22 protein-coding genes are annotated in these 23,116 nt (G+C 72.1%); all 22 read left to right on the forward strand.

All coding sequences use genetic code 11. From position 1 onward, the window contains the following. The first annotated feature begins 3 nt into the window (after nucleotides 1–3). The 22 genes from fliG to ACIB24_RS02300 all read left to right on the forward strand — a co-directional run bounded on the left by fliG (nucleotide 4) and on the right by ACIB24_RS02300 (nucleotide 23,035). Entirely contained in the window at nucleotides 4–1,026 is a 1,023-nt protein-coding gene (gene fliG / locus ACIB24_RS02195; RefSeq protein ID WP_398274500.1) for a flagellar motor switch protein FliG, read from the forward strand. Further along, nucleotides 1,023–1,748: a FliH/SctL family protein gene (locus tag ACIB24_RS02200; RefSeq protein ID WP_398274503.1), complete on the forward strand. Its 726-nt coding sequence runs from the start codon at nucleotides 1,023–1,025 to the stop codon at nucleotides 1,746–1,748. Before fliG ends, ACIB24_RS02200 begins: the two co-directional genes overlap by 4 nt. Beyond that, the gene (locus ACIB24_RS02205) at nucleotides 1,745–3,124 is read left to right on the forward strand and encodes a FliI/YscN family ATPase (protein WP_398274506.1); all 1,380 of its coding nucleotides are present in this window, start codon (nucleotides 1,745–1,747) and stop codon (nucleotides 3,122–3,124) included. The genes ACIB24_RS02200 and ACIB24_RS02205 overlap by 4 nt, the downstream gene beginning before the upstream one ends. Continuing rightward, nucleotides 3,121–3,573: a flagellar export protein FliJ gene (gene fliJ, locus ACIB24_RS02210; RefSeq protein ID WP_398274509.1), complete on the forward strand. Its 453-nt coding sequence runs from the start codon at nucleotides 3,121–3,123 to the stop codon at nucleotides 3,571–3,573. Before ACIB24_RS02205 ends, fliJ begins: the two co-directional genes overlap by 4 nt. Next, nucleotides 3,570–4,544 carry a transglycosylase SLT domain-containing protein gene (locus ACIB24_RS02215; RefSeq protein ID WP_398274512.1) on the forward strand — a complete coding sequence of 325 codons (975 nt, stop codon included), beginning with the start codon at nucleotides 3,570–3,572 and terminating at the stop codon, nucleotides 4,542–4,544. Before fliJ ends, ACIB24_RS02215 begins: the two co-directional genes overlap by 4 nt. Continuing rightward, nucleotides 4,541–6,139, forward strand: coding sequence for a flagellar hook-length control protein FliK (locus tag ACIB24_RS02220; protein WP_398274515.1), 1,599 nt, complete (start codon nucleotides 4,541–4,543; stop codon nucleotides 6,137–6,139). The genes ACIB24_RS02215 and ACIB24_RS02220 overlap by 4 nt, the downstream gene beginning before the upstream one ends. A 46-nt stretch (nucleotides 6,140–6,185) precedes the next feature. Beyond that, nucleotides 6,186–6,614, forward strand: a complete 429-nt coding sequence (locus tag ACIB24_RS02225; RefSeq protein WP_398274518.1) for a flagellar hook capping FlgD N-terminal domain-containing protein — start codon at nucleotides 6,186–6,188, stop codon at nucleotides 6,612–6,614. Between the two features lie 109 nt (nucleotides 6,615–6,723). Next, the gene (locus ACIB24_RS02230) at nucleotides 6,724–7,911 is read left to right on the forward strand and encodes a flagellar hook protein FlgE (protein WP_398274521.1); all 1,188 of its coding nucleotides are present in this window, start codon (nucleotides 6,724–6,726) and stop codon (nucleotides 7,909–7,911) included. A 209-nt stretch (nucleotides 7,912–8,120) separates the two neighbouring features. Then, nucleotides 8,121–8,447 carry a flagellar FlbD family protein gene (locus tag ACIB24_RS02235; RefSeq protein ID WP_398274524.1) on the forward strand — a complete coding sequence of 109 codons (327 nt, stop codon included), beginning with the start codon at nucleotides 8,121–8,123 and terminating at the stop codon, nucleotides 8,445–8,447. 3 nt (nucleotides 8,448–8,450) lie between these two features. Beyond that, a complete protein-coding gene (locus tag ACIB24_RS02240) occupies nucleotides 8,451–9,224 on the forward strand; it encodes a flagellar motor protein (protein ID WP_398274527.1) in 774 nt (257 codons plus the stop codon). After that, a complete protein-coding gene (locus tag ACIB24_RS02245; RefSeq protein ID WP_398274530.1) occupies nucleotides 9,221–10,189 on the forward strand; it encodes a flagellar motor protein MotB in 969 nt (322 codons plus the stop codon). Before ACIB24_RS02240 ends, ACIB24_RS02245 begins: the two co-directional genes overlap by 4 nt. Before the next feature lie 70 nt (nucleotides 10,190–10,259). Further along, the gene (locus ACIB24_RS02250) at nucleotides 10,260–10,931 is read left to right on the forward strand and encodes a flagellar basal body-associated protein FliL (RefSeq protein WP_398274532.1); all 672 of its coding nucleotides are present in this window, start codon (nucleotides 10,260–10,262) and stop codon (nucleotides 10,929–10,931) included. 127 nt (nucleotides 10,932–11,058) lie between these two features. Next, complete coding sequence (locus ACIB24_RS02255; RefSeq protein ID WP_398274534.1) at nucleotides 11,059–12,006, forward strand: SAM-dependent methyltransferase; 948 nt, start codon at nucleotides 11,059–11,061, stop codon at nucleotides 12,004–12,006. A 182-nt stretch (nucleotides 12,007–12,188) separates the two neighbouring features. Beyond that, a complete protein-coding gene (locus tag ACIB24_RS02260) occupies nucleotides 12,189–13,139 on the forward strand; it encodes a flagellar motor switch protein FliM (protein WP_398274537.1) in 951 nt (316 codons plus the stop codon). A gap of 53 nt (nucleotides 13,140–13,192) precedes the next feature. Continuing rightward, nucleotides 13,193–13,963 carry a flagellar motor switch protein FliN gene (gene fliN / locus ACIB24_RS02265; protein ID WP_398274540.1) on the forward strand — a complete coding sequence of 257 codons (771 nt, stop codon included), beginning with the start codon at nucleotides 13,193–13,195 and terminating at the stop codon, nucleotides 13,961–13,963. Continuing rightward, nucleotides 13,960–14,982 (forward strand): flagellar biosynthetic protein FliO, encoded by a 1,023-nt coding sequence (locus ACIB24_RS02270; RefSeq protein WP_398274543.1) that lies wholly within the window; start codon nucleotides 13,960–13,962, stop codon nucleotides 14,980–14,982. The genes fliN and ACIB24_RS02270 overlap by 4 nt, the downstream gene beginning before the upstream one ends. After that, entirely contained in the window at nucleotides 14,979–15,671 is a 693-nt protein-coding gene (gene fliP, locus ACIB24_RS02275; protein WP_398274546.1) for a flagellar type III secretion system pore protein FliP, read from the forward strand. The genes ACIB24_RS02270 and fliP overlap by 4 nt, the downstream gene beginning before the upstream one ends. A 47-nt stretch (nucleotides 15,672–15,718) precedes the next feature. After that, the gene (locus tag ACIB24_RS02280) at nucleotides 15,719–15,988 is read left to right on the forward strand and encodes a flagellar biosynthetic protein FliQ (RefSeq protein ID WP_398274549.1); all 270 of its coding nucleotides are present in this window, start codon (nucleotides 15,719–15,721) and stop codon (nucleotides 15,986–15,988) included. A 3-nt stretch (nucleotides 15,989–15,991) separates the two neighbouring features. After that, the gene (locus ACIB24_RS02285; RefSeq protein ID WP_398274552.1) at nucleotides 15,992–16,753 is read left to right on the forward strand and encodes a flagellar biosynthetic protein FliR; all 762 of its coding nucleotides are present in this window, start codon (nucleotides 15,992–15,994) and stop codon (nucleotides 16,751–16,753) included. Nucleotides 16,754–16,756: 3 nt separating this feature from the next. Then, on the forward strand, nucleotides 16,757–17,914 hold the full coding sequence (locus tag ACIB24_RS02290) for a flagellar biosynthesis protein FlhB (protein WP_398274555.1): 1,158 nt from the start codon (nucleotides 16,757–16,759) through the stop codon (nucleotides 17,912–17,914). Nucleotides 17,915–18,048: 134 nt separating this feature from the next. Next, a complete protein-coding gene (locus ACIB24_RS02295) occupies nucleotides 18,049–20,109 on the forward strand; it encodes a flagellar biosynthesis protein FlhA (RefSeq protein ID WP_398274558.1) in 2,061 nt (686 codons plus the stop codon). Next, complete coding sequence (locus tag ACIB24_RS02300) at nucleotides 20,087–23,035, forward strand: hypothetical protein (RefSeq protein WP_398274561.1); 2,949 nt, start codon at nucleotides 20,087–20,089, stop codon at nucleotides 23,033–23,035. Before ACIB24_RS02295 ends, ACIB24_RS02300 begins: the two co-directional genes overlap by 23 nt. The last annotated feature ends 81 nt before the right edge of the window (nucleotides 23,036–23,116 follow it).

A 23,116-nucleotide genomic window follows, 5' to 3' on the forward strand; every position in this document is an offset into this window, starting at 1 on the left:
GCCATGCCGGCCGCGATCAGCGCCGGCCCGGAACTGACCGGGCTGCGCAAGGCTGCCATCTTCCTGGTCCAGATGGGCCGGGAGAAGGCCGCGAAGGTGATGGCCCTCCTGCCCGAGCCCCTCCTGGAGGAGCTCGTCGCGGAGATCGTGAAGCTGCGCGAGATCTCGCCCGAAGAGGCCGACGCGGTCCTCAACGACGCCCACGACAAGCTGGTGGCCGCCGAGGGCGCGCGCGGCGGTTTCGACCTGGCCCGTCAGCTGCTCTCGCAGAGCCTCGGCGCGTCCCGGGCCGGCGAGATCATGGAGCGGTTGGGCGCCAGCCTGGCCGACATCCCGTTCGAGGGCATCCGCCGGGCCGACGCCCGACAGCTGCTCACCTTCCTGGACGGCGAGCACCCGCAGATGATCGCCCTGGTGCTGGCCCACCTGGCCCCGCAGCAGTCGGCGACCGTGCTGTCCGGCCTCGACCAGGCCGTGCAGGCCGACATCGCCTACCGGATCGCCTCGATGGAACGCGCGTCGCCCGACGTGATCCGGCTCGTGGAGCGGGAACTCGAACGCCGGATGACGACGGTGCTCGGCCCGCAGGAGATGTCGAGCGTCGGTGGTGTCGCCCCGCTGGTCGCCATCATCAACCGGGCCGACCGTTCGACCGAGCGCATGATCCTCGAGGGTCTGGCCACGGTGAACGCCGAGCTGGCGGAGACCGTGCGCGCCCAGATGTTCATCTTCGAGGACATCCTCCAGCTGGACGACAAGGCCATTCAGATGGTGCTGCGCAACGTGCAGTCCGGCGACCTCGCCCTCGCCCTCAAGGGCGTCAGCGCGGAGGTCAAGGAGAAGATCACCCGCAACCTGTCCACCCGCGCCGCGGAGAATCTGGTCGAGGAGATCGAACTGCTCGGCGCCGTCCGGCTCGCACAGGTCGAGGAGGCCCAGGCCAAGGTCGTCCAGGAGATCCGGGCCCTCGAGCAGTCCGGCCAGATCATCATCCAGCGCGGCGGCGACGAGGAGATGGTCGTATGACGCCTCCCGCCAACGTGATCCGCGGCGGCGGCAGCCGGGTCGTCGCCCGGGGGGCCCGGCTCGGCACCCCGGTCGTCGACGCGTCCACCACCGAGGTACGCCCGGCGAACCTCGACCACCCGTTGCGCCGCACGGCGATCAACCCCACCTACAGCGACCCGGTGCTCGACGACATCGTCGCCGAATCGGCCCGGGCCGCCCGGGACGACGCGCGCGCGCAGGGGTACGCGGCGGGCTGGGCCCAGGGCCGGCAGGCCGCCGCCGTCGAGGCCGCCCAGGTCGCGGCCGCCACGGCCGCGGCCGAGCAGCAGCGTCGCGACAGCGAGACCGCTCAGTTCAACGGGCTTCTGGCCCGACTCGCCGACGCCGCCCGGGACGCCCGGACGGTCCAGGTCGCCGAGTGGCAGGACGTGGCCGCGGCTCTGGCCGAGACCGCGGTGCAGCTGGCCGTCGCCCTGCTGGACCGCGAGCTGGCCGCGACCGACGACGCCGTCCTGGAGGGCGTGCTCGCCGCCCTGGCCCGCGTCGCGGACCCGGACGCGGCCGTCGTCCACCTGAACCCGGCCGACCTGCGCCTGGTGACCGAGCCGCCCGCCGGCGTCCGGCTGGTGCCCGACGCCGCGGTGAACCCCGGCGACGTCCTGGTCCTGACCCCGGCCCAGCGACTGGTCCGCAGCCTGCCCGAGGCGCTGGCCGCCGCGCGGGAGGTGCTGGCCGAGTGACGATCTCGATCGCGGACGAGTTGCGCGGGCGCATGCACCGCGTGGTCGCCGCCGCCCGCCCGCGCCCGCAGGGTCTGGTCACCCAGGTGGTCGGGCTCGGCGTCGGCGTGCGCGGGGTACGCGCCGCGGTCGGCGAGCTGCTCACCCTGCACACTCCTTCCGGACCGCTTCCGGCCCAGGTGATCTCACTGCACTCCGAGGGGGTCACGTGCATGCCGCTGGGCACCACCACGGGGATCAGCGCGGGAGACCCGGTCTCGGCGTCCGGCGACGTGCTGCGCATCCCCGCCGGCCCCGGCCTGCTCGGGCGGGTCGTCGACCCGCTCGGGCGGCCCATCGACGGGCAGCCGCCGGCCCTCGACGTCGAGTACGTGCCCGCCGACGCCTCGGCGCCGAACCCCCTGCACCGCCGCCGGGTCGAGACCGCGCTGCCCACCGGCGTGCGGGCGATCGACACCCTGATCCCTGTCGGGGCCGGACAGCGCGTCGGCATCATGGCCGGTTCCGGCGTCGGCAAGTCGACCCTGCTCGGGATGTCCGTGCGCGGCACCTCGGCCCCCGTGCGGGTGGTGGCCCTGGTCGGCGAACGTGGCCGTGAGGTGCGGGAGTTCATCGAGGACACCCTCGACGCCGAGGCGCGCGCGCACACCGTCATCGTGGTCGCCACCGCCGACGACCCGGCCCTGCTGCGGGTGACCGCCGCCTTCACCGCGACCCGGATCGCCGAGTGGTTCCGCGACGCCGGCCACGACGTCCTGCTGGTCGTCGACTCGGTCACCCGGACGGCGATGGCCCAGCGCGAGGTCGCCCTCGCCGCGGGCGAGGCACCGGCCACGCGCGGCTACCCGGCGTCCGTGTTCGCCATGCTGCCGCGGCTCCTGGAGCGTTCCGGCCCCGGGGTGAACGGCAGCATCACCGCGATGTACACGGTGCTGGTCGAGGGCGACGACCTGAACGACCCGGTCGGCGACACGGTCCGGGGCATCCTCGACGGCCACATCGTGCTGTCCCGCGCACTGGCCACGTCCGGACACTTCCCGAGCATCGACGTCCTGGAGTCGGTCTCGCGCGTGGAGCGGGCCGTGCTCGGCGAACCGCAGCGGCAACTGGCGGGCGCCGCCCGACAGCTGCTGGCCGCCTGGCGCGACGTGCGTGAACTCGTCGAGGTCGGCGCCTACGCGGGCGGCAGCGACCCCATCACCGACCTCGCGATCCGGTTGCGCCCCCAGCTCGACGCCTTCCTACGGCAGGCCCCCGACGAGGTCGTCCCGTACGAGGAGTCCTGGCAGTCGTTGCAGGCCGTGCTGTCGCCGCCCGCCCCCGGCACCCCGGTCGCCGGCGGGCCCGTCGGCATGCTCGGGGGTGGCCAGGCATGAGCGCGACGTTCCGCCTGGGCACGCTCGAACGACTGCGCGAGGACCGCGTCGACGAGGCCGCGAAGGCCCTGGCCACCGCCGCCGCGGCCGTCGAGGAGGCCGTGGGCAGGCGCGACCTCCTGGCCGCGCAGCTCCAGCGAAGCAGCGGGCCCGCCGTCGGACAGCGGTACGCCAACGCGCACGACCTGGTCACCGGAGCCCTGTTCCGCGAGCGGCTGCGCGACATGGTCCGGGCCGCGGCCGGCGAGATCGCCCGGTTGGAGGAGGCCCGCGAGGCCGCCCGCACCGACTGGCTGGAGGCGCGGGCCCAGCTGCGCGCCGTCCAGATGCTGCACGACCGGCACCGGGCCACAGTGGCCAAGGAACGGATCCGCAAGGAGCAGATCGAGCTCGACGAGTTCGCCCTGCGGAACCGGGAACTCGTCGGACCGGGGGGTGACGACCGATGACCGACACCGGGTTCGCGGCGGTCCAGTCGCGCGTCGCCCAGTTGCAGGCCCTGCTCAGCCCGACCGGGACGTCGTCCGCGTCGAACTCCTCCAGCGCCTTCGACAAGGCACTGGCGGCGGCCGGCGCCACCGACGGCACCGACGTCCGCCAGCAGGCGATCGACATCGCCAAGAAGTACCTGGGCGTGCCGTACAAGTGGGGCGGCACCGACCCCAGGACCGGGCTCGACTGTTCGGGTTTCGCGCAGCTGGTGATGAAGCAGGTCGGCGTGAACCTGCCCCGGACCAGCGCCGAGCAGGCCAAGGTCGGCACCGAGGTGTCGTCACTGGACGACGCGCAGCCCGGCGACCTGGTGTTCTTCGGTTCGCCCGTGCACCACGTCGGCATCTACGTCGGGGACGGCAAGATGATCGACGCGCCGCACACCGGCAGCGAGGTGCGGATCGAGAAGGTCTGGGGCACGCCGAGTCACATCCGGCGGGTACTTCCCGAGAGCACCGGGACGGCGACGGCCTCCTCGGCCGCGTCGGTCTCCGGCCTGCTGGGCACGCAGTCCGTCGGATCCGCCGGTGGCACGGGAGCGCTGTCGGGTACCCCGTACGCCGACCTGTTCGCCCGCGCCGGCCGCAAGTACGGCGTCGACCCGTCGCTGCTGTCGGCCATCGCCAAGGCCGAGAGCAGCTACAACCCCTCGGCGGTCAGCCACGCCGGGGCCCGCGGCCTGATGCAGCTGATGCCCGGTACGGCCAGGGGCCTCGGTGTCGACCCCGACAACCCGACCCAGGCCGTCAACGGCGCCGCCAAGCTGATGGCCGACAACCTGCGCACCTTCAACGGACGGGTGGATCTGGCGCTGGCGGCTTACAACGCGGGCCCGGGTGCCGTCCGGAAGTACAACGGCATCCCGCCCTACGAGGAGACCCAGAACTACGTGAAGCGCGTCAGCAGCTACTGGAAGGACCTGCGATGAGCCCCGTTTCGAGCGTTCCTGCCGCGGCGCCGAGCCCGCAGAGCACGCCCGCCCCGGCGCCGGGCCCGAGCAGGGCCGGTCGGTCCGAGTTCGACGACGTGCTGGCCGGTGAGCAGCAGTCCGCGCGCGCCGAGCGTCGCGACCCCCCGGCCCGCAGCCGCCGTGCGGAGCGGCCCGAACGGGCGGAGCGGCCCGAACGTCCCGAGCGGGCCGAGCGCGTCGACCGTTCAGAGCGGGCCGGCCGGCCGGACGCCACCGACGGCGCCGACGCACGGGTGCAGGACGAGCAGCCTGCAGACGGCCCCGCCGACCAGTCGGCCACCACCGGCGCCGAGGTGGCGGTCGCGGCCCAGGTCGCCGGCCAGACGCCGGTCGCCGCGCCGGCTCCGACCACCGAGGGCACCACCGACGGCGCGACGGGCGTCGACAGTGCGCAGGCCACCATCCAGGACTCGCCCCGGCCCGGCGCTGCTCCCGTGCCCGGCGCGCAGGCCGGGCCGGGCGAGGCCCGGGCGGCCACTCAGCCGGGCACGCCGGGCACGTCGGGCACGCCGGGCACGGCACAGCTCGACGCGCAGGCTCTCCCACCCGTCGCCGAGAACCCCGCCACCACCGGTTCGGCGCCGGGCACGGCGTCCCCGGCGCAGCTCACCCAGGTCGAGCAGGCCCTACCCGGGTCGGGCGCGACGGCCGGCCCGGCGACCGAGGGCGAGCCGCGCACCCGCCGGGTGGCCGTCGTCCCCGGGGCACCGAAACCGGTGCTCTCCGCGGGCGACCGGGTCGCCGTGGACCGGGCCACCACCCCCGCCACGGCGGGCGGCGAGGCCACCGACCCGACCGCGGCGGGCGTCGTCCAGCCGACCCTGGCCGCGGACCTCGCCGTCCAGGGCGCTGCCCAGCAGAGCCTGCAGAACGCCCAGGTGCAGCCGGTGCCACCGACCTCGTCTGCGGGCCGGCCGGTTCCGGAAGTCGAGGCGGTCGCGGCCGGCGCACCGTCCCGGGTGGATGCTCAGGACTCGGGTGACGACCCCGGGTCGGGCATCGATCCGGCCGCGGGGCAGGCCTTCTCGGCCCTGTTGAACCAGCAGAGCACGGCCCTGACCCGGGCCGAGGCGGCGTCGTCCACGCAGGCCCAGCCGGCCACCCCCGCACCGCCGGTGACCGACCAGGTGGCCGCCCAGCTCGGGAAGCACCTGTCCGGGACGCGGCGCCTCGCCGACGGCTCGCACACCACGGTGATCAAGCTGTCCCCGGAGCAGCTGGGCGACGTGACGGTCAAGCTGGACGTGCGCGAGGGCGGCGTGCGGATGGAGCTGATCGCTGCGCCGCAGGCCCTCTCGGCCCTCCAGAACGACCTGAACCAGCTGCGCGACCAACTGGCGCAGTCGGGCCTCGACCTCGGCGACGTGACGTTCAGCCAGCCCGACCTGAGCCAGGGCGGCCCGCAGCAGGACGGCGCCGCGCAACAGCCCGCCGCCGACCGCGGCTCCGACGGCCCGCGCGGGCGCGAGACCGGTGCCCGGGAGCGTCGCCCCGAACCCGCCGCCCCGCTCGCCCCGCCGGTCCAGGGGGGTCGATTCGACGTCCGCGTCTGAGCCCTCGAACTGACCGACAATCCCCCCACGAGAGGCGAATCAGCACATGGCTACCGCACCCATCGGCTCGTTGACCAACACCACGCCGGCGAGCACGGCCGACAAGTCCACCGCCAAGACCAGCAATGACCAGATGAATCAGGACACGTTCCTGAAACTGCTCGTGGCCCAGCTCAAGTACCAGGACCCGAGCAACCCGACCGACAGCAGCCAGTTCATGGCGCAGACGGCTCAGTTCACCCTCGTCGAGAAGATGGAGGCGCTGGCCAAGTCTCAGGAGACGCTCGTGCAGAGCAGCCAGCTGTCATCCGCGACGTCCCTGGTGGGCGCCCAGATCACCTACCTCCAATCGGGTGTTTCGCAGACCGGGATAGTCACCGGGGTAAGCATTTCCGACGGCACGCCGACCTTGATGGTTGGAGACACGAAGGTGGATCTGAGCACGGTGCAGACCGTGACCCGCGCCGGTTCCTGACCCAGGCGCACCACCACAACTGAAGACCTACCAAGGACCGCGGGTCACGGACCAGAACCCGCCCTCCACGGCACGGATGCCGACCTCACGAAGCCCAGGAGGCTCCGGCATGCTCCGCTCCCTGTTCTCCGGCATTTCCGGCCTGAAGGCCCACCAGACGATGATGGACGTCGTCGGCAACAACATCGCCAACGTCAACACCAACGGCTTCAAGGCGAGCAACGTCGTCTTCGAGGACACCCTCAGCCAGATGGTGCGCGCCGCAGCCGCTCCGAGCAGCGCGGCCGGCGGCCTCAACCCGACCCAGATCGGTCTCGGGGTCCAGACGGGCACGATCCAGACCAACTTCCTGCAGGGGTCGGCGCAGACCACGAACAAGGCGACCGACCTGATGCTGCAGGGCGACGGCTTCTTCGTGCTGAAGGACGGCAACCAGGAGGTCTACTCCCGGGCCGGCTCGTTCACCTTCGACACCGACGGCTATCTGATCAACAGCGACGGCAACTACGTCCAGGGGTTCCCGGCGACCAACGGCGTGGTCGACCCGTACGGCAACCTGACCAGCATCCGGCTCCAGGTCGGGACCACCATCGCCGGCACCCCGAGCACCAACGCCGTGGTCTCCGGCAACATGAAGAACGGCGACGCCTCGACCCGGACCCTGAGCACCGAGGCGTTCGACACCCTCGGTGCCGCACACAATCTCACCATCTCGCTGGACGACGACGGCAGCGGCGGCTTCAACGTGACCGTCACCGACCAGAGCGACGGGACGACCGGCTCGGGCGCCGTCACGTTCACGGCGGCCGGCGCCAACGCCTCGGGCGCGGCGACGATCACGCTGGCCGACGGTACCCAGGTGGACATCGACCTGACCGGCATCACCAACTACGCCGGCGTCGAGTCGGTCGAGGTGAAGTCGCACGACGGTGCGGCCGCGGGCACCCTGCAGTCGTTCCAGATCGCGCCCGACGGAACCGTGATCGGCATCTACAGCAACGGTCAGAAGCGCAACGAGGCCCAGCTGGCCGTGGCCAACTTCAACAACCCTCAGGGTCTGGAGAAGGTCGGCGACAGCCTCTACCGCTCCAGCACCAACTCCGGCCTGGCCCAGGTCGGCGTCCCGGGGGCGGGCGGTCGCGGCACCGTCACCTCCGGCTCCCTGGAGATGAGCAACGTCGACCTCGGTGCCGAGTTCACCAACCTGATCATCGCCCAGCGCGGTTTCCAGGCGAACTCGAAGGTCATCACCGCCAGCGACGAGATGCTCCAGGACCTGGTCAACATCAAGCGCTGATGAGGCGTGACGCCTCGGCGTGAGGCTGCGCCCGTTCCGGGTCGGTCGGGGGACCGGAACGGGCGTCGCTTTGCCCACCGAAGGTGCCGCCGGGGTCGGTCAATGCTCCTCACCCGTTCGGCGCAGCGCTCCCCTCAACTTCACCCGGCAGCATCCGACCGGATCCGTGGGACCACGGACGGTCCTCTTCACCCCAGGGACGGAACACCGTGATCACTTTGACGAGATTGGGTGCGGGACAGGCCATAGCGGTCAATCCCGACCTCATCGAACGGATCGAGGCGACTCCTGACACGGTCGTCACGCTCGTCGACGGCCACAAGCTGGTCGTCGAGGAGCCGCTGGACGACGTGATCGAGCGGGTCCGTACCTGGCGCGCCTCCGTGGCGGCGCAGGCCGTCCAGATCTTCCGTCAGACCGAGTTCGACGACGACTCGCTGACCGAGCACGACATGTCAGAGGTGGCACTCGCGGACAAGGCCGGCGCGCATGCGCAGGTCGGCCGGGTGCTGCGGATGCCCACTCGGGAGGTATGAGCCGTGGATCCGGCAACCATAATCGGCCTGGTCGTCGCCTTCGGCGCGATCGTCGGGTCGATGGTCATGGAGGGCGGCAACCCGGCTGTCCTGTTCGCCCCGCCCGCCCTGGTCCTGATCTTCGTCGGCACCATGGGCGCCTGCATGGCGGGCAGCAACCTGCCCTCCACCATCGCCGCGATCAAGTGGCTGATCTTCGCCTTCACGGCCAAGAAGACCGACCCCGAGACGGTCGTCGAACCGCTGGTGAAGATGGCCGAGAAGGCGCGCAAGGAGGGCCTCCTGGCGCTGGAGTCCGAGATGGAGACCATCGAGGACCCGTTCATGCGCAAGGGCCTGCAGATGGCCGTCGACGGCACCGACCCGGACGACCTGTTCGAGATCCTGGCCGCCGAGGTGAAGGCCAAGAAGGCTTCCGGGGCCATCGGTTCCGGGTTCTGGACCGACGCCGGTGGCTACTCCCCGACGATCGGCATCATCGGCACCGTCATGGGTCTGATCCACGTGCTCGAGAACCTGTCCCAACCGGACAAGCTCGGTGAGCTCATCGCCGCGGCGTTCATCGCGACCCTGTGGGGCGTGCTCTCGGCGAACGTGATGTTCCTGCCCTGGGGCAAGCGGATCAAGTTCATGGTCGGCCAGGAGACGGCGAAGATGGAACTCATCATCGACGGCGTGCTGTCCATCCAGGCCGGGGCCAACCCGCGCGTGGTGGCCACCAAGCTGAAGTCGAAGATGACCCCGGCCGGCCCCGGTGAAGTCAAGGAAGCGGCATGAGCGACGGCGGCGGTGGGGGCGGCAAGAAGCGCCGCGCCATCGAGGAGGAGCACGAGGAGCACGAGAACCACGAGCGCTGGCTCGTCAGCTACGCCGACATGATGACGCTGCTGATGGTTCTGTTCATCGTCATGTTCGCCATCAGCCAGGTGGACACGCGGAAGTTCGCCGCGCTGAAGACCGGTCTGTCAGCGGGTTTCGGTGCACCGGTGGCCCTGCTGGCGGGCGGCGACACGATGCTCGACTCGGGGGGTGCGGTCGCGCCCGACAGCATCAACCTGGCCGGCAACGCGGGCAACGACCGGAGCAAGAGCTTCACGCCGAACACCACCGCCAGCGAGGAACAGGTCGCGAAGCTGGCCAAGGCCACCGAGCAGGCGCAGGTCAAGCGGGAGGTCGAGAACCTCCAGAAGGCCGAGCAGCAGCTGAAGGAGGCCCTGCAGAAGGCCGGCATGTCCAAGAAGGCTGAGTTCCGTTTCAACGAGCGCGGTCTCGTGGTCACGGTGGCCACCGACAACGTGCTGTTCCCCAGCGGCAGCGCCGACCTGCAGCCGCAGGGCCAGGCGGTGCTGAACGTGCTGGCGCCGACGTTGAAGAAGCTGCCCAACAACCTGAGTATCGAGGGGCACACCGACTCGAATCCGATCAGCACGGAACGCTTTCCGTCGAACTGGGAGCTGTCCGGCGACCGGGCGAGCGGCGTGCTGCGCTACCTGCACGCGCAGGACGGCATCCCCTACAGCCGGATGTCGGCCACCGGGTACGCGGACACCGAGCCCCGGGTGAAGGGGACCAGCGCCGCCGACGACGACAAGAACCGGCGCGTCGAGATCATCGTGCTGGCCCGGGTGGACAACTCCGCCGGGCGCGCCGTCGCCGAGCTCGGCAACGACGACTCGGGCACGTCGTCAAGCAGCTCCACGAGTGAAACCACCCAGGACACCGAATCTTCCGACTCGCCCTGACGACAGGAACGCGAGCGGTACCGGCAGGGAAGCCACCACCACGACACGGACGTAGAGAAGGAGCAAGGCCATGGCCAAGGACGACGAGAAGCCTGAAGAGGAGAAGAAGGGCGGCAAGGGCAAGCTCATCATCATCCTCGTCGCGGTCCTCGCGATCGCCGGCGGCGCGTACTTCTTCGTGCTGAAGCCGAAGGACTCGGCCGAGGCGACGACGAAGCTGCCCGAGCCGGTGCCGGGCGCCGTCGTCACCCTGGACTCGATCACGATCAACCTGGCCGGCGGGCACTTCCTGAAGCTCGGCCTGGCCCTGCAGCCGACCGCGTCGGCCGGCGAGGAGGTCAGCGGTTCCAAGGCCCTCGACCTGGCCATCGACGAGTTCAGCAACATGAGCATCGACGACCTGTCCACCACCGCGGGCCGCCGCGAGGCCAAGGACGAGCTCATCGCCCGGATCAAGCTGACCTACCTGCCCGAGGGCACGACCCTGGCCGACGCCACGGGTGCGAAGTCCGACTCGAAGGACTCCCACGCGGACTCCGAGTCCTCCGACAGCGAGTCGTCCGACTCCGAGTCCGCCGACAGCGAGTCGTCCTCCGACGAGGCCGACTCCGGCGGGGGCGGCACCTCCGAGGAGACCAGCGTGACCGAGCTCAGCGCCACCGAGGCCAAGAAGCTGGCCGCCAAGCTGACGGTGCAGCCGCTGGTCTACGACGTCTACTTCACCGAGTTCGTCATGCAGTGATCTGGACTGGAGGCGAAGTCCTCGCAACGACGCGAGTAGGACGGCCGCGGACCTTCGGGTCCGCGGCCGTCCGGCGTTGCGAGCCGGCTCGTCCGCGGTGCGGCGCCATCATGGAGCGGGAGGTGTGATGGGAGCCCAGGTACCCCGGCCCCGCTCGGCCGACGACGTGGCCCGGTGGCTACGCACCAAGCCGTCCCTCGCGGAGATGCGCGCGGCCTTCCCGCAGGAGTGGGCGCACGTGGAGGGTCAGGTCGGGCAGCTCGCCGTCCGGAACGACCCCGGGGCCGTGACCGCGCTCCTGGCCGAGGTCTCCCGCCCACGCCGGGCCACACCCGACCGGATGCGGACCCGCCCGGTGGTGGTGGCCGAGGCGGTCCGCCGTCAGATGCTGATCGAGGCGCTGCGCCAGACCCTCGTGTCGTCCCAGACCCGGACGGAAGGCACCACCCTCCGGCTCGGCCGGATCAACGGGACCGTGCTGCAGCGCCTGCTCTTCCACCGCGGCCTGCAGCGGAAGGCGGCCGGCTACCGACTCTTCCGGCTCGTCTGGCCCCTCCTGACCCAGCGCCGGCGGCTGATGCCGCTGGTCGCCGCACAGGGCATCTACTGCTTCTGGTCGGACCGGCTCGTGCGCGGCCTGGCCCGGCTCATCGACGACCGCCCCTGCATCGAGATCGCCGCCGGGGACGGAACTCTTGCCGCCCTGCTCACGGCCTGGGGGACGCCCGTCGTCGCCACGGACGACGGCAGCTGGGGCATCGAGGACCGCACCGGCGCCGAGGTCGAGCCCCTGGACGCGGCCCAGGCCCTGCGCCGCTACGACCCGGCGGTGGTCGTCTGCGCCTGGCCCCCACCGGGAAACTCGTTCGAACGGAAGGTGTTCGAGGCGCCCGGCGTGGAGATGTACATCCTGATCACCAGCCGGCACCGCTCGGCCGCCGGGAACTGGGCCGACTACGAGGCCCAGGCCGCCTTCGAGATGCGCGAGGAACCCCGGCTGAGCAAGGCCCTGCTGCCGCCCGGAGCCGACGGCATGGTGCTCGTGTTCCGGCGCCGCTGCGAGCCGGCCGAATAGCTCCGGCGGAGTCAAGGGACGCGGCGCTGCAGCCGACCGGTGAGGAGCAGCGATCGGCCCGACCACGAGTCCGGTACATCGGGACCCCGCGGAACCACCCGGACGGCCCTTGCCGGAACGGACTTCGCTGACCCTGGGTCACCGCGCCTAAAGAACAGCCCCCGAGGGTCCGATGAGGGCACGTGGGCTACTCCGATCAGGCTACCGAGCCCGCCGCCGGCACCGGCCGGACGGTCGGTGACGTCAGCGTGCCCGGGCCCCGCCCCGACGCCCGCAGCTACGACTTCCGCCGCCCCAGCCGGCTGACCCGCGAGGACGCCCACCTCCTAAAGGTCGCCTTCCAGACCTTCGGCCGCCAGGCCACCACCGTGCTCACCACGGGTCTGCGCGCGCTCAGCCACCTCAGCCTCCAGCAGGTCGAGGAGATGAGCTACGACGAGTACCTGTCGGGCATCCACGAGGGTGCGGTGTGCGCCGTCCTGAGCATGGAACCGCTGCAGGGCAAGGCCATGTTCACGACCAATCAGCAGGCCATGCTGGCCATGGTCGACCACCTCCTCGGCGGGCCGGGCGGGCAGAACCAGCCCGAGCGCCCGCTCAGCGAGATCGAGCACGCCCTCGTGCGGCACCTGTTCGTGCGGGTCCTGCGCGAGCTGGCCTACGCGCTGGAGCCGATCGCTCAGACCTCGCCCGAGCTGACCACTCTGGAGAACAACGCCCAGTTCGTGCAGGCGGCCGCGCCGACCGACCCGGTGGTCGTGGCCCGCATGCAGCTGACGGTCGGCGACGTCAGTTCGGCCACCGACCTGTGCTTCCCGTACGCGATGCTCGCGCCGGCCCTGCAGTTGTTGGCCAAGACCGAAGACCTGACCGAGAAGGACCGGCTGCGGGTGGCGGCCACCGCCCGGACCAGCCGCCGTCTCAACGACGTCGAGGTCGACGTCTCGGTCCGGTTCGACACCCAGAGGCTGCACTCCTCGGAGATCGGCCGCCTGAAGGTCGGGGACGTGCTCACCCTCGGCCACCGCACCACACACCCGTTGTCGGTGATGGCCGCCTCCAGCGTGTTCGCGCTCGCCGTGCCCGGGACCTCGGGCAAGCACCTCGCCGCACTGATCGTCGACGGCGGCTGACCGCCCGGCCGACCGCCGTCCAGTTCAGAACCCCACCTGCAGAGGAAGTTCCGATGTCGTTCTCAGCCTCACCGCTCATCCCGGGCCAGCGCACCGGGGAAGAAGGCGACTGGGCCGCCCTGGCCCAGCTCGCCGTCGAGGCCGTGACCCAGGCGATCCCGCAGATCCCGGCCGCCGGCGCACTCGAGGTGGGCGAGCCCGGCCAGGACCCGGCCGCGGTCACCGGCCCCGAGCCGGTGGGCGCCGCGATCGTCGCCTCGATCTCGGGCGGCCCCGAGGGCAGCGTGCTGCTGGTCGTCGGTCAGGAGTTGGTCGCCGCGCTGAAGGACACGCCGTTCGGCGACCTCGAACCGGCCAAGGCCATGCAGCCGGCCCTCGAGGCGATCGCCGCGAACCTCGGCGGCCGGCTCGACGGCGAGCCCACCGCGATCGAGGCGGCCGATGCCCACTCGGTGCTCGAGGCCGGGACGTCGGTCACGATGCAACTGAGCACGGCGGGCGCGGTCAGCGTGCTGGTCGGGATCTCCCTGCGGGCCATGCCCGAGTCGGGACCGTCCGGGACGCGCGGGAACTCGCGCAGCTGGGGCATCGAGATGCTGCGCGATGTCGAGATGGAGGTGACCTGCGAGCTGGGTCGCACCCGGATGTCCGTGCGCAGCCTGCTGGCGCTGGCCCCCGGTGACGTCGTGGAGCTCGACCGGCTCGCCGGGTCACCCGCCGACCTGCTGGTCAACGGCACGCTGCTGGCCCGCGGCGAGGTCGTCGTGGTGGACGAGAGCTTCGGCCTGCGGATCACCGAGATCGTCACCCGGGACGCGACATGAACACCGGTGACGGCCTGATGCTGGCCGCACGGACGGTCGGCGGGCTCGTCATCGTCCTGGTGCTGGTTGCCCTGAGCGCGCGGATCGCCCGGCGCAGCAGGCATTTCGGGCACGGCGACGGCCTGCGGGTGGTCGAGCGGGTCGGCCTGTCCCGCGACGCCCAGCTGGTCGTGGTCGAGGCTGCCGGTCGGCAGTTGCTGCTCGGCGTGGGCCCGTCGGGCGTGCGCCTGGTCACGCACCTGGACGACCGCCCGGACGACCGCCCGGACGACGGAGCGCGCGCGGCGCTCGACGCGGCGGTCGAGGCCGTGGAGACTCCCGCCCCCGAGCCGGTGCGGATCCCCGTGGTCGAGCAGATCTTCGGGCCGGTCCCGGCCCCCGAGCCTGCGCCGCAACCGGTCTTCGCACCCGAGGCGTACGAGGAACCTCAGGCCGAACCCGGCCCCTCCCCGGAGCCTTTCGAGGAACCGGTCACCGAGGCGTCGTCCCCACGGCGTGGCCGGCGGGCCAAGGACACCCCCGTCGACCAGGGTCGGCAACCGATGACCCGGGCCGAGCGTCGGGCCATGGAACGCGCCCTGGAGCAGGTGGACTCGCCCGAGCCGGCACCGCCCACCGAGGCGCCCGAGCCCTCCGACGACCGCGATCGCGTCCACGTCCCGGCCGCCGACTACAACGGCTATCCCGACCTCGCCTCGGCGTTGCGCGCGATGGGCCGGACCACGGACCGGCCGGCCGAGCCCACGGACGCCGACGCCCCGGCGTCCGCCGCAGGCTCGGCCGTGCAGGGTCTTCCGACCCAGCGGCGGTCGCCCGAGACGGACCTGAGCCACGCGACCAGCTCGGCCCCGCAGCCGCCCTCGGACGACGAGGCCGACGGGCCGGAGAGCCGGCGGGACCGGCGGCGCCGCCGCGTCGTCCAGCCCCGCCAGCAGCAGGCCTCGGGTTCGGTGCTGTCCCCCGCCACCTGGCGGCAGGGCATCGACGCGCTGCGCGACCTCACCGCGAGGCGCGGATGATGGTGCACGCGACGGCCGCCCTGCTGGCCGCGAACGACGTGACCGTGAGCGTGCCCGGCCAGCGCAGCCAGGTGCTCCAGATCATCCTGCTGATCACGGTTCTCGGTGTCGCGCCCGCAGTGCTGCTGCTGTGCACGAGCTTCACGAAGATCATCGTCGTACTGTCGCTGACCCGCAGCGCACTGGGTACGACGTCCATCCCGCCGAACCAGGTACTGGTCGGGCTGGCCCTGTTCCTGAGCCTGTTCATCATGGGCCCGACGATCGATCAGATGCAGCAGAAGGGGATCCAGCCGTACACCGCGGGCGACATCGACGCGACGCAGGCCTACCGGCAGGCGACCGTGCCGCTGCAGCAGTTCATGCTGAAGCACACCCGCGACGAGGAACTTGCGCTGATGACGAAGGCGGCGGGCAAACCGCTGCCCAAGAACCGCGAGGACGTCGACCTGCGCACCCTGGTCCCGGCTTTCACGCTCAGCGAGCTGCGCAGCGCGTTCATCATCGGGTTCGTCATCTTCATCCCGTTCCTGGTGATCGACATCGTGGTGAGCGCGATCCTGATGTCGCTGGGCATGGTCATGCTGCCGCCGTCGCTGATCTCGCTGCCGTTCAAACTGCTGCTGTTCGTGCTGGTCGACGGCTGGTCGCTGATCATCACGACCCTTATCGGCAGTTACAACACATGACGGGAAACCGGCTCAAGAGCACCCACGCGTCTGCCGAGGACTGACGCGTGGAGGACGGCATCATCCAGATCGTCGCCCAGGCCCTGCTGACCGCCACCAAGGTGTCCGGTCCCATCCTGGTGGCGACGCTCGCCATCGGTCTGATCCTCTCGATCCTCCAGTCGGCCACCCAGATCCAGGAGTCGACGCTGACCTTCGTGCCCAAGCTCGTGGTGGCGGCCGTCGTCCTGGTGCTCACCGGGTCGTGGTGCCTGCACGTGCTGGAGGGCTTCACCCGGGAGATCTTCGCGGCCGTCCCCGCCCTGCTGGCGAGCTGACCCGTGGACCTCAGCTTCGGGGCTGACGTCGTGGCGGCCTTCCTCCTGGCGACCGCCCGGACAGCGGGTTTCGTCCTGGTCGCACCGCCGTTCAGCACCCGCACGGTGCCGCAGCAGGTCCGGGCGGGCGTGGCGCTCACGCTCGCCATCCCGCTGAGCGGCCTGCTGGTCGACAGCGCGCCCGCCCTCGGCTCCTCAGCCCTGATCAGCGGCCTGCTGCTGCAGCTGGTGCTCGGCGCGGTGCTGGGTTTCGTGGTGCTGCTGGCCGTGGCCACCGTCCAGACGATCGGCGACCTGATCGACATCACCGGTGGCTTCTCGGCCGCGGTCGGGATGGACCCGCTGGGGTTGAACCAGTCGTCGGTGATGGGCCGGATCCACAACCTGCTGGCCGTCACGCTGCTGTTCATCGGCGGCGGTCACCTGATCGTGCTGCAGGGGCTGGCCCGCGGCGTCGAGACGATGCCGAACCCGAGCTTCGACCGGGAGGGCCTGGCCCACACCATGGCCGACGGCGTCGCCTCGATGATCCTCTCGGCCGTACAGATCACGGCGCCGATCATGGCCGCCCTGCTGATCGCCGACCTGGCGCTGGGTCTGCTCACCCGGGCCGCGCCCGCGCTGAACGCCTTCTCGCTGTCGTTCCCCCTGAAGATCATGCTGACCCTGCTGATGATCGGTCTGGTGCTGCACCAGATCCCGGGCCTGCTCGACCGGCTCGTCAACCACGCCGGGATCACCATGGTCCAGATCGCCGGGGGGTGAGACGTGGCCGGCGACGAAGCGGACAAGACAGAGGACCCGACTCCGAAACGCCTGCGCGAGGCCCGCCGGGAGGGTCAGGTCGCGCGCACCCAGGACGCCCCGACGTGGGTCGCGATCGCCGCGGGCGCGGCCATGGTGCCGCGCAGCGTCTCGGCCACCGGCGAGCAGGCCCGCCTGCTGCTGGCGAAACTGCCTGCCGTGGCTGCGGATCCGTCGCCGGCCCAGTGTCTGCAGGTCCTCGCCGACCTGCCCATGGCCGTCATCCGGGGCGCCGCCCCCGTGTGCCTGGCGGCGGCCCTGGGCGCCATCCTGGCCACCGCCGCGCAGGGCGTGTACCCCAGCGGCAAGGCGCTGAAACCCAACTTCAAGCGGATGAACCCGAAAGAGGGCGTCAAGCGGATGTTCGGGCCGAAAGCGGCCTGGGAGGCGGTCAAGTCACTGGCCAAGGTGATCGTGATCGGCGCCGTCGTGACGATCATGGGCCGCAATCTCGTACCCGACCTGGTGGGCCACGGCGTGATGACCCTGTCGGCCACGGTCGACTACGCCCGCCGCGGGCTGGAGACCACCGTCTGGGCGGCCGCCGTGGCGGGTCTCGTGCTGGCCGTCTTCGACTACGCCTACCAGCGCCGCACGGTCATGAAGCAGCTCAAGATGAGCAAGTACGAGATCAAGCAGGAACACAAGCAGCAGGAGGGCGACCCGCACCTGAAGGGCGCCATCCGGTCGAAGCAGATGGCGATGAGTCGCAACCGGATGATGGCCGCGACGGCCTCGGCCAGCGTCGTCCTGGTGAACCCGACCCACATCTCCGTGGCCATCCGGTACCTGCCCGGCGGCGGCGCCCCGAAGGTCGTCGCCAAGGGCGCGGGCGGCACCGCCCTGAAGATCCGGGAGGTGGCGCGGGAGAACCGGATCCCGGTCGTCGAGGACAAGCCGCTGGCCCGGACCCTGTTCCGGATCTGCGAGCTGAACGACGAGATCCCCGCCGAGTTGTACCTGGCCGTGGCCCGCATCCTGGCCTTCGTGATGGCGGCCGGGCGGCCCAGCCGGACGGCCCGCCCGACCCGCCCGACGCCCACCCAGGTCCCGGACCTGCCGACCCGCGCACAGCTGCGCCGGCGCCGCCGCAACGAGATCAAGGCGGCTCGAAGTTCGTGATCAGATGGGCTGGGCGGGTGGGCATTCCGGACACGCCTCAAGCGGTCAGGTGACCCGGACGAGATACAGAGGGCCACGGATGGCGGTGCAGCACCCCTTTGCCTGCTCGTCCGCTCCGTGGAGGTCCTCCCCCGATGTCGTCCACCCGGCTGGTACGCCTGGCCGTGCCGGTCGCCATCGTGATCGTCGTCCTGATGATGGTCGTGCCGTTGCCGGCCGCCCTCCTGGACGTCCTGATCGCGGCGAACATCGCCACCAGCCTGCTGGTCCTGCTGGTCTCCCTGCAGGTGCGCAAGCCCCTGGACTTCGCGGTCTTCCCGACGATCGTCCTGGTCGCCACCCTGTTCCGGCTGGCCCTGAACGTGAGCTCGACCCGGCTGGTGCTGCGCGACGGCTACGCCGGGCACGTGATCGACGCCTTCGGGCACATCGTGATCGGCGACTCGATCATCATCGGACTGGTCGTGTTCGCCATCCTGATCGTCATCCAGCTGACCGTCGTCACCAACGGTGCGGCCCGCGTCGCGGAGGTCGGGGCCCGGTTCACCCTCGACGCGATGCCGGGCAAGCAGATGGCGATCGACGCCGACCTGAACTCGGGCCTGATCGACGAGGACACCGCCCGGGCCCGGCGCAAGGAGGTCGCCTCCGAGGCCGACTTCTACGGCGCGATGGACGGTGGCACGAAGTTCGTCAAGGGCGACGCGATCGCGGCCATCATCATCACCCTGGTCAACCTGGTCGGCGGGTTCGCGGTCGGCATGATCCAGCGGGGCATGGCTCCCGGCGAGGCGATCGCCCAGTACAGCCTGCTGTCGGTGGGGGACGGCCTGGTCTCCCAGATCCCGGCGCTGCTGATGTCCGTGGCGACCGGCGTGATCGTGACCCGCTCGACGTCTGAGGGCGACCTCGGTGGCGACGTGATGAGCCAGCTGGCCAAGCACCGCGACGCGCTGCGCATCGGCGGCGCCGCCGTGCTGGGGCTGTGCCTGATCCCGGGCCTGCCCAAGCTCCCGTTCCTCATCGTCGGCAGCCTGGTGCTGCTGGCTTCGACCCGCGCCAACGACCCCGAGACCGAGCTCGCAGCGCTGCCCGGCGGCGCCATCGCGATGCCCTCCGGCCAGCCCGCCCTGGTCGAACCCGAACGCGACCCGGTCACCGAGTCGCTGCGGGTCGACCCGCTCGAGCTGCTGCTGGCCCCCGACGTCGTCGACCTGGTCGACCCGGCCCGCGGCGGTGACCTGCTCGACCGCGTCCGGGCCCTGCGCCGCAAGACGGCCCTGGACCTCGGCGTCGTCCTGCCGCCCGTGCGCACCCGCGACGGCGCGATGCTCGCGCCCGGCACCTACGAGATCCGGATCGGCGGGATCAGCGTCGCGACCGGCGAGGCGCCGTCCGGCTGCCTGCTGGCGATCGGCGATGCGATGGACGGGCTGCCCGGCCGGCACACCACCGAACCGGTCTTCGGGCTGCCCGCCGTCTGGCTGCCGGTCGAGTACCGGGCGTCGGCCGAGCTGACCGGCGCGACGATCGTCGAACGGGCGGCCGTCGTCACCACCCACCTCGCGGAGATGGTCCGGCAGCACGCTTCGCGGCTTTTGAGCCTGGATGACGTACGGGAACTGCTGGAGGTGCTCAAGTCGGACCGTCCGGCTGCCGTCGAGGAACTCGTGCCGTCTCTTCTGCCGCTGTCCGGAGTGCAGCGGGTGCTGCAGGGCCTGCTCGACGAGCAGGTCAGCATCCGCGACCTCGCACGCGTGCTGGAGGGCGTGGGCCAGCGGGCCCGCACGACCACCGACCCGGACGCACTGCTGGAAGCCGCGCGCGCCTCGCTCGGCCCGGCGCTGACCCAGGCCTACGTCCGGGACGGCGTGCTGCGCGCCATCACGCTCGAACCGGCCGTCGAGTCACAACTGGCCGAGGCCCTGCGGGCCGGTGAGCAGGGCGTCGTGATCGCGCTCGACCCGGTGACCGCGCAGCGCCTGGTCTCCGACATCGCCGCGCTGATGACGGCGTCCGAGCAGCGGGGGGAGCTGCCGGTCGTCCTGGTGTCCGGGCCGTTGCGGCTGCCCCTGCGCCGGCTGCTGAAGGGCTCGCTGCCCCAGCTGCCGGTGATCGGGTTCGCCGAGGCCTCCGGTCTGCACCAGATCGAGACCGTCGGGCAGGTGAGCAGTGGCCGCGAGTTTGCTGCTTGAGGGTCCTGACCTGCGCGCGCTGCTGGAACAGGCGCACCAGCAGGGTGGCCCCCAGGCGCGCATCGTGCGCGCCGAGAAGGTACGGCACGGCGGCGTTTTCGGGTTCTTCGCACGAGAGGTCTTCGAGGTGGCGGTAGAGATTCCGGGTCCCGACGAGGACACGACCGAGCAGCCGGACGCCGTCGCGCCCGCTGCGGGCGCGACCTCCGCGGGCGCCGGGGAGACTCCCGCCCGGGAAACCGGTGCGCCGCAGCCGGTCCCCGACCCGCCGGCCGCCGGGCCGGTGAAGGCCGAGATGACCCCGATCCCGACCGGGCTGATGGACCTCGCCGCGCGCGTCGAGGCGCAGGAGCGCGCCGCGGCCGGCGAGGCCGTGGCGCACGCCGCCCAGACCGAGGCCCAGCTGCACGACGTCCCCCTGGCCGTCGGCGGGGTGATCGGGCACGAGCTGTCGGCGCCGATGATCCGGATCGAGGGCGAGTTCGACGACGTCGACGAGCCCGACGGACGCCACGACGAGCCCGAACCGGTGCGCCCCCAGTTCACGGCGCTGATCGACCAGCTCCGGACCGGGGTGCGGGACGGCCGGCACCGCGAGGACGGGTACCGCCACACCACCGACCACCCGGTGGTCGCGGCCCTGCACGCGGGCCTGAACGACGACCCCGAAGACCTGGACGGCGTGCCGCACGGCCTGGGCTCGCAGCACACCGTCTCCGCGCTCGAGGCCGAGGCCTGGGCGCACGTGATGACCGAAAATGACCCCGCCAGCGAAACGGACGGTTCGACCATGTCGGAACCCACAGCGACCGGTGACGTCGAGGCCCTGTACGCGGACCTCGACCCCCACCCGTTCGCCGCGACGAGCCACCGGCTCGACTCCGACGACGACCACGGTCTCGGTCTGCCCCCTCTGCCCGACTTCCACGACGGGCACGACCTGCTGGACGAGCACGGCGCCTCGCACGCGCTCGACGCGCTCGACGCCGAGGACGGCGACGGGCCCGTGGAGCACCCGGAGCCGCTGCCGGCCGCGCCCAGCAACCGGGCGGCGTCGATCCTGCCCAAGGCCGCCAAGCCCGCCAAGGCCACCAAGGCCCCGAAGTCCGGCCGCCGGCGCGGGTTCACACCGCTGCGCGGCCAGGTCGACGAGATCGACCTCCACCTGGACGGCGGGCACGACCACGGCGCGGATGCGCCCGTCGCGCCGGCCACGGCCGAGGCCACTCGGGCCATGGTCGAGGAGGCGGTCGCGGGTCGCGCCGCCGAGCGTTCCGCGGCGCGGGCCGAGAAGGGCGCCCGGCTGTCCGCGGAGGCCACGCGTCCGGTGCCGGGCGGCTCGCGGCGCTCCGACGCCCCGCTGACCCGTAACCCGGAGCCGCAGGCCGACCAGCCCGCGACGACGATGCCGACGACGATGCCGACGACGATGGCGACCCCGCCGGCCACCCCGGAGATGCACACCGAGTCGCACCCGGACCACGAGTCCCGCGGCGAGATCCTGCCCAGCACGCCCACCGACCGGCGGGCCAGCTGGTGGCGGCTGGGCCGCAAGCGCCGCACCCCGGTGGAGCCGATGCACTGGATGCACCCCGAGGGTGAGCCCGGCACCGGCGACGCGAGCACCGCCGGGCCGGAGACCGCGGTGTCGAGCACGTCCTCCGCGCCGGCTGGCGGGTCCACCGGTGGGTACCCGGCGATCGACGAGCCCGTGGACGAGGAGACCTCGGCGTCGGCGTTCGGCCCGGCCTCGGCGTTCGACGCCCAGTCGGCCTTCGGGTCGTCGTCCGCGTCGGCCTTCGCGCACAGCGCGGCCATGCCGACCCCGATGCCTCGCCCGAGCTTCCCGGCGGCCATGCCGACGACGGACGCACCCGTCGTCCCGGCTGCGCCTCCGGTGGCGACGCCCGCCCCGGCCCCGGTGGCGATGCCCACCCCGCCGGCCGCCACTCCGCCGGCCGCCCCCGCGCCGGCCGCCTCCCCACCCGTCGCGATGCCGCCCGTGGCCATGCCGCCGGTCGCCATGCCGACCCCGGCGGACGAGCCCGAGGACTTCGCGCCCGTCTGGCACGAGCCCGCTCCGGTCGACGACGCGCCCGAGCCTCCGACGTCCGAGGACACGGAGCCGGCGGTCGAGCCCTTCTGGCACGACGAGGGCCCGCTGGCTGCGGACGCCGAGCCCGCGCCCGCCGTCCCCGCGGCCATGCCCGAGCAGCGCACCGGCGGCTTCACGGCCGCGGTGACCGACGGCCCGGTCGGCTCCGCCACGGCCGGCGTGATCGAGAACGTCGACGAGCTCGCCGACGACCGGCAGGCCCTGCGCGACCTCGGCCTGCCCGCCGCGTGGACCCGCCGGCTCGTGGCCGGTGACCGGTTCACGTCGGTCCTGGGCATCCTCGACCGGCTGCCCGAGCTGGAGATCGACGGGGACGACCCGGTGATCGTCGTCGTCGGCCCGTCCGACGTCGTCGAGCTGGAGGCCCACCGCACGGCCCTGGACCTGCCGGTCGACGGCCGCCCGCGCGCCGTCGTGGCCCTGCCGGGGACCACCGGCGAGGCCGTGCGTGAGGCCGTGGCGGCCGCCAACGCGACCCGTCCGGTCGTGGTCGCGATCCCGCTCGAGTTCGGCGCGGACGCGACCGAGGTGCGGGCGCTGATCCACGACCTGCGCACCCACTCGGTGATCGCGGTCGTCGACGCCACGCAGCCGCTGGAGGCCATGACCCGCTGGTTCGACTCGCTGGAGCGGGTCGACGCGGTCGCCCTGGACCGGGCGCTGGAGTCGTCGCGGCCCGCGGCCGTGCTCGGCCTCGACGTGCCGGTCGTCCGGCTCGACGGCATCGCCATGGACCGCATCGGCTGGGCCGCCCTGCTGTGCGCCCAGCTGGCCGCCCGCGACCTGGAGCAGCTGGCCGACGCCCGCTGAGCCCTCGCGGCCACCGGCCGGAAGGGCCCGGGCCGCAACGAGACTCGGGGTCTGTCCAGCAGCACGTACGCGCGAGCCGAG

It is taken from the genome of Spongisporangium articulatum, assembly GCF_044465595.1.
Taxonomy (GTDB): Bacteria; Actinomycetota; Actinomycetes; order Actinomycetales; family Kineosporiaceae; genus Spongisporangium; species Spongisporangium articulatum.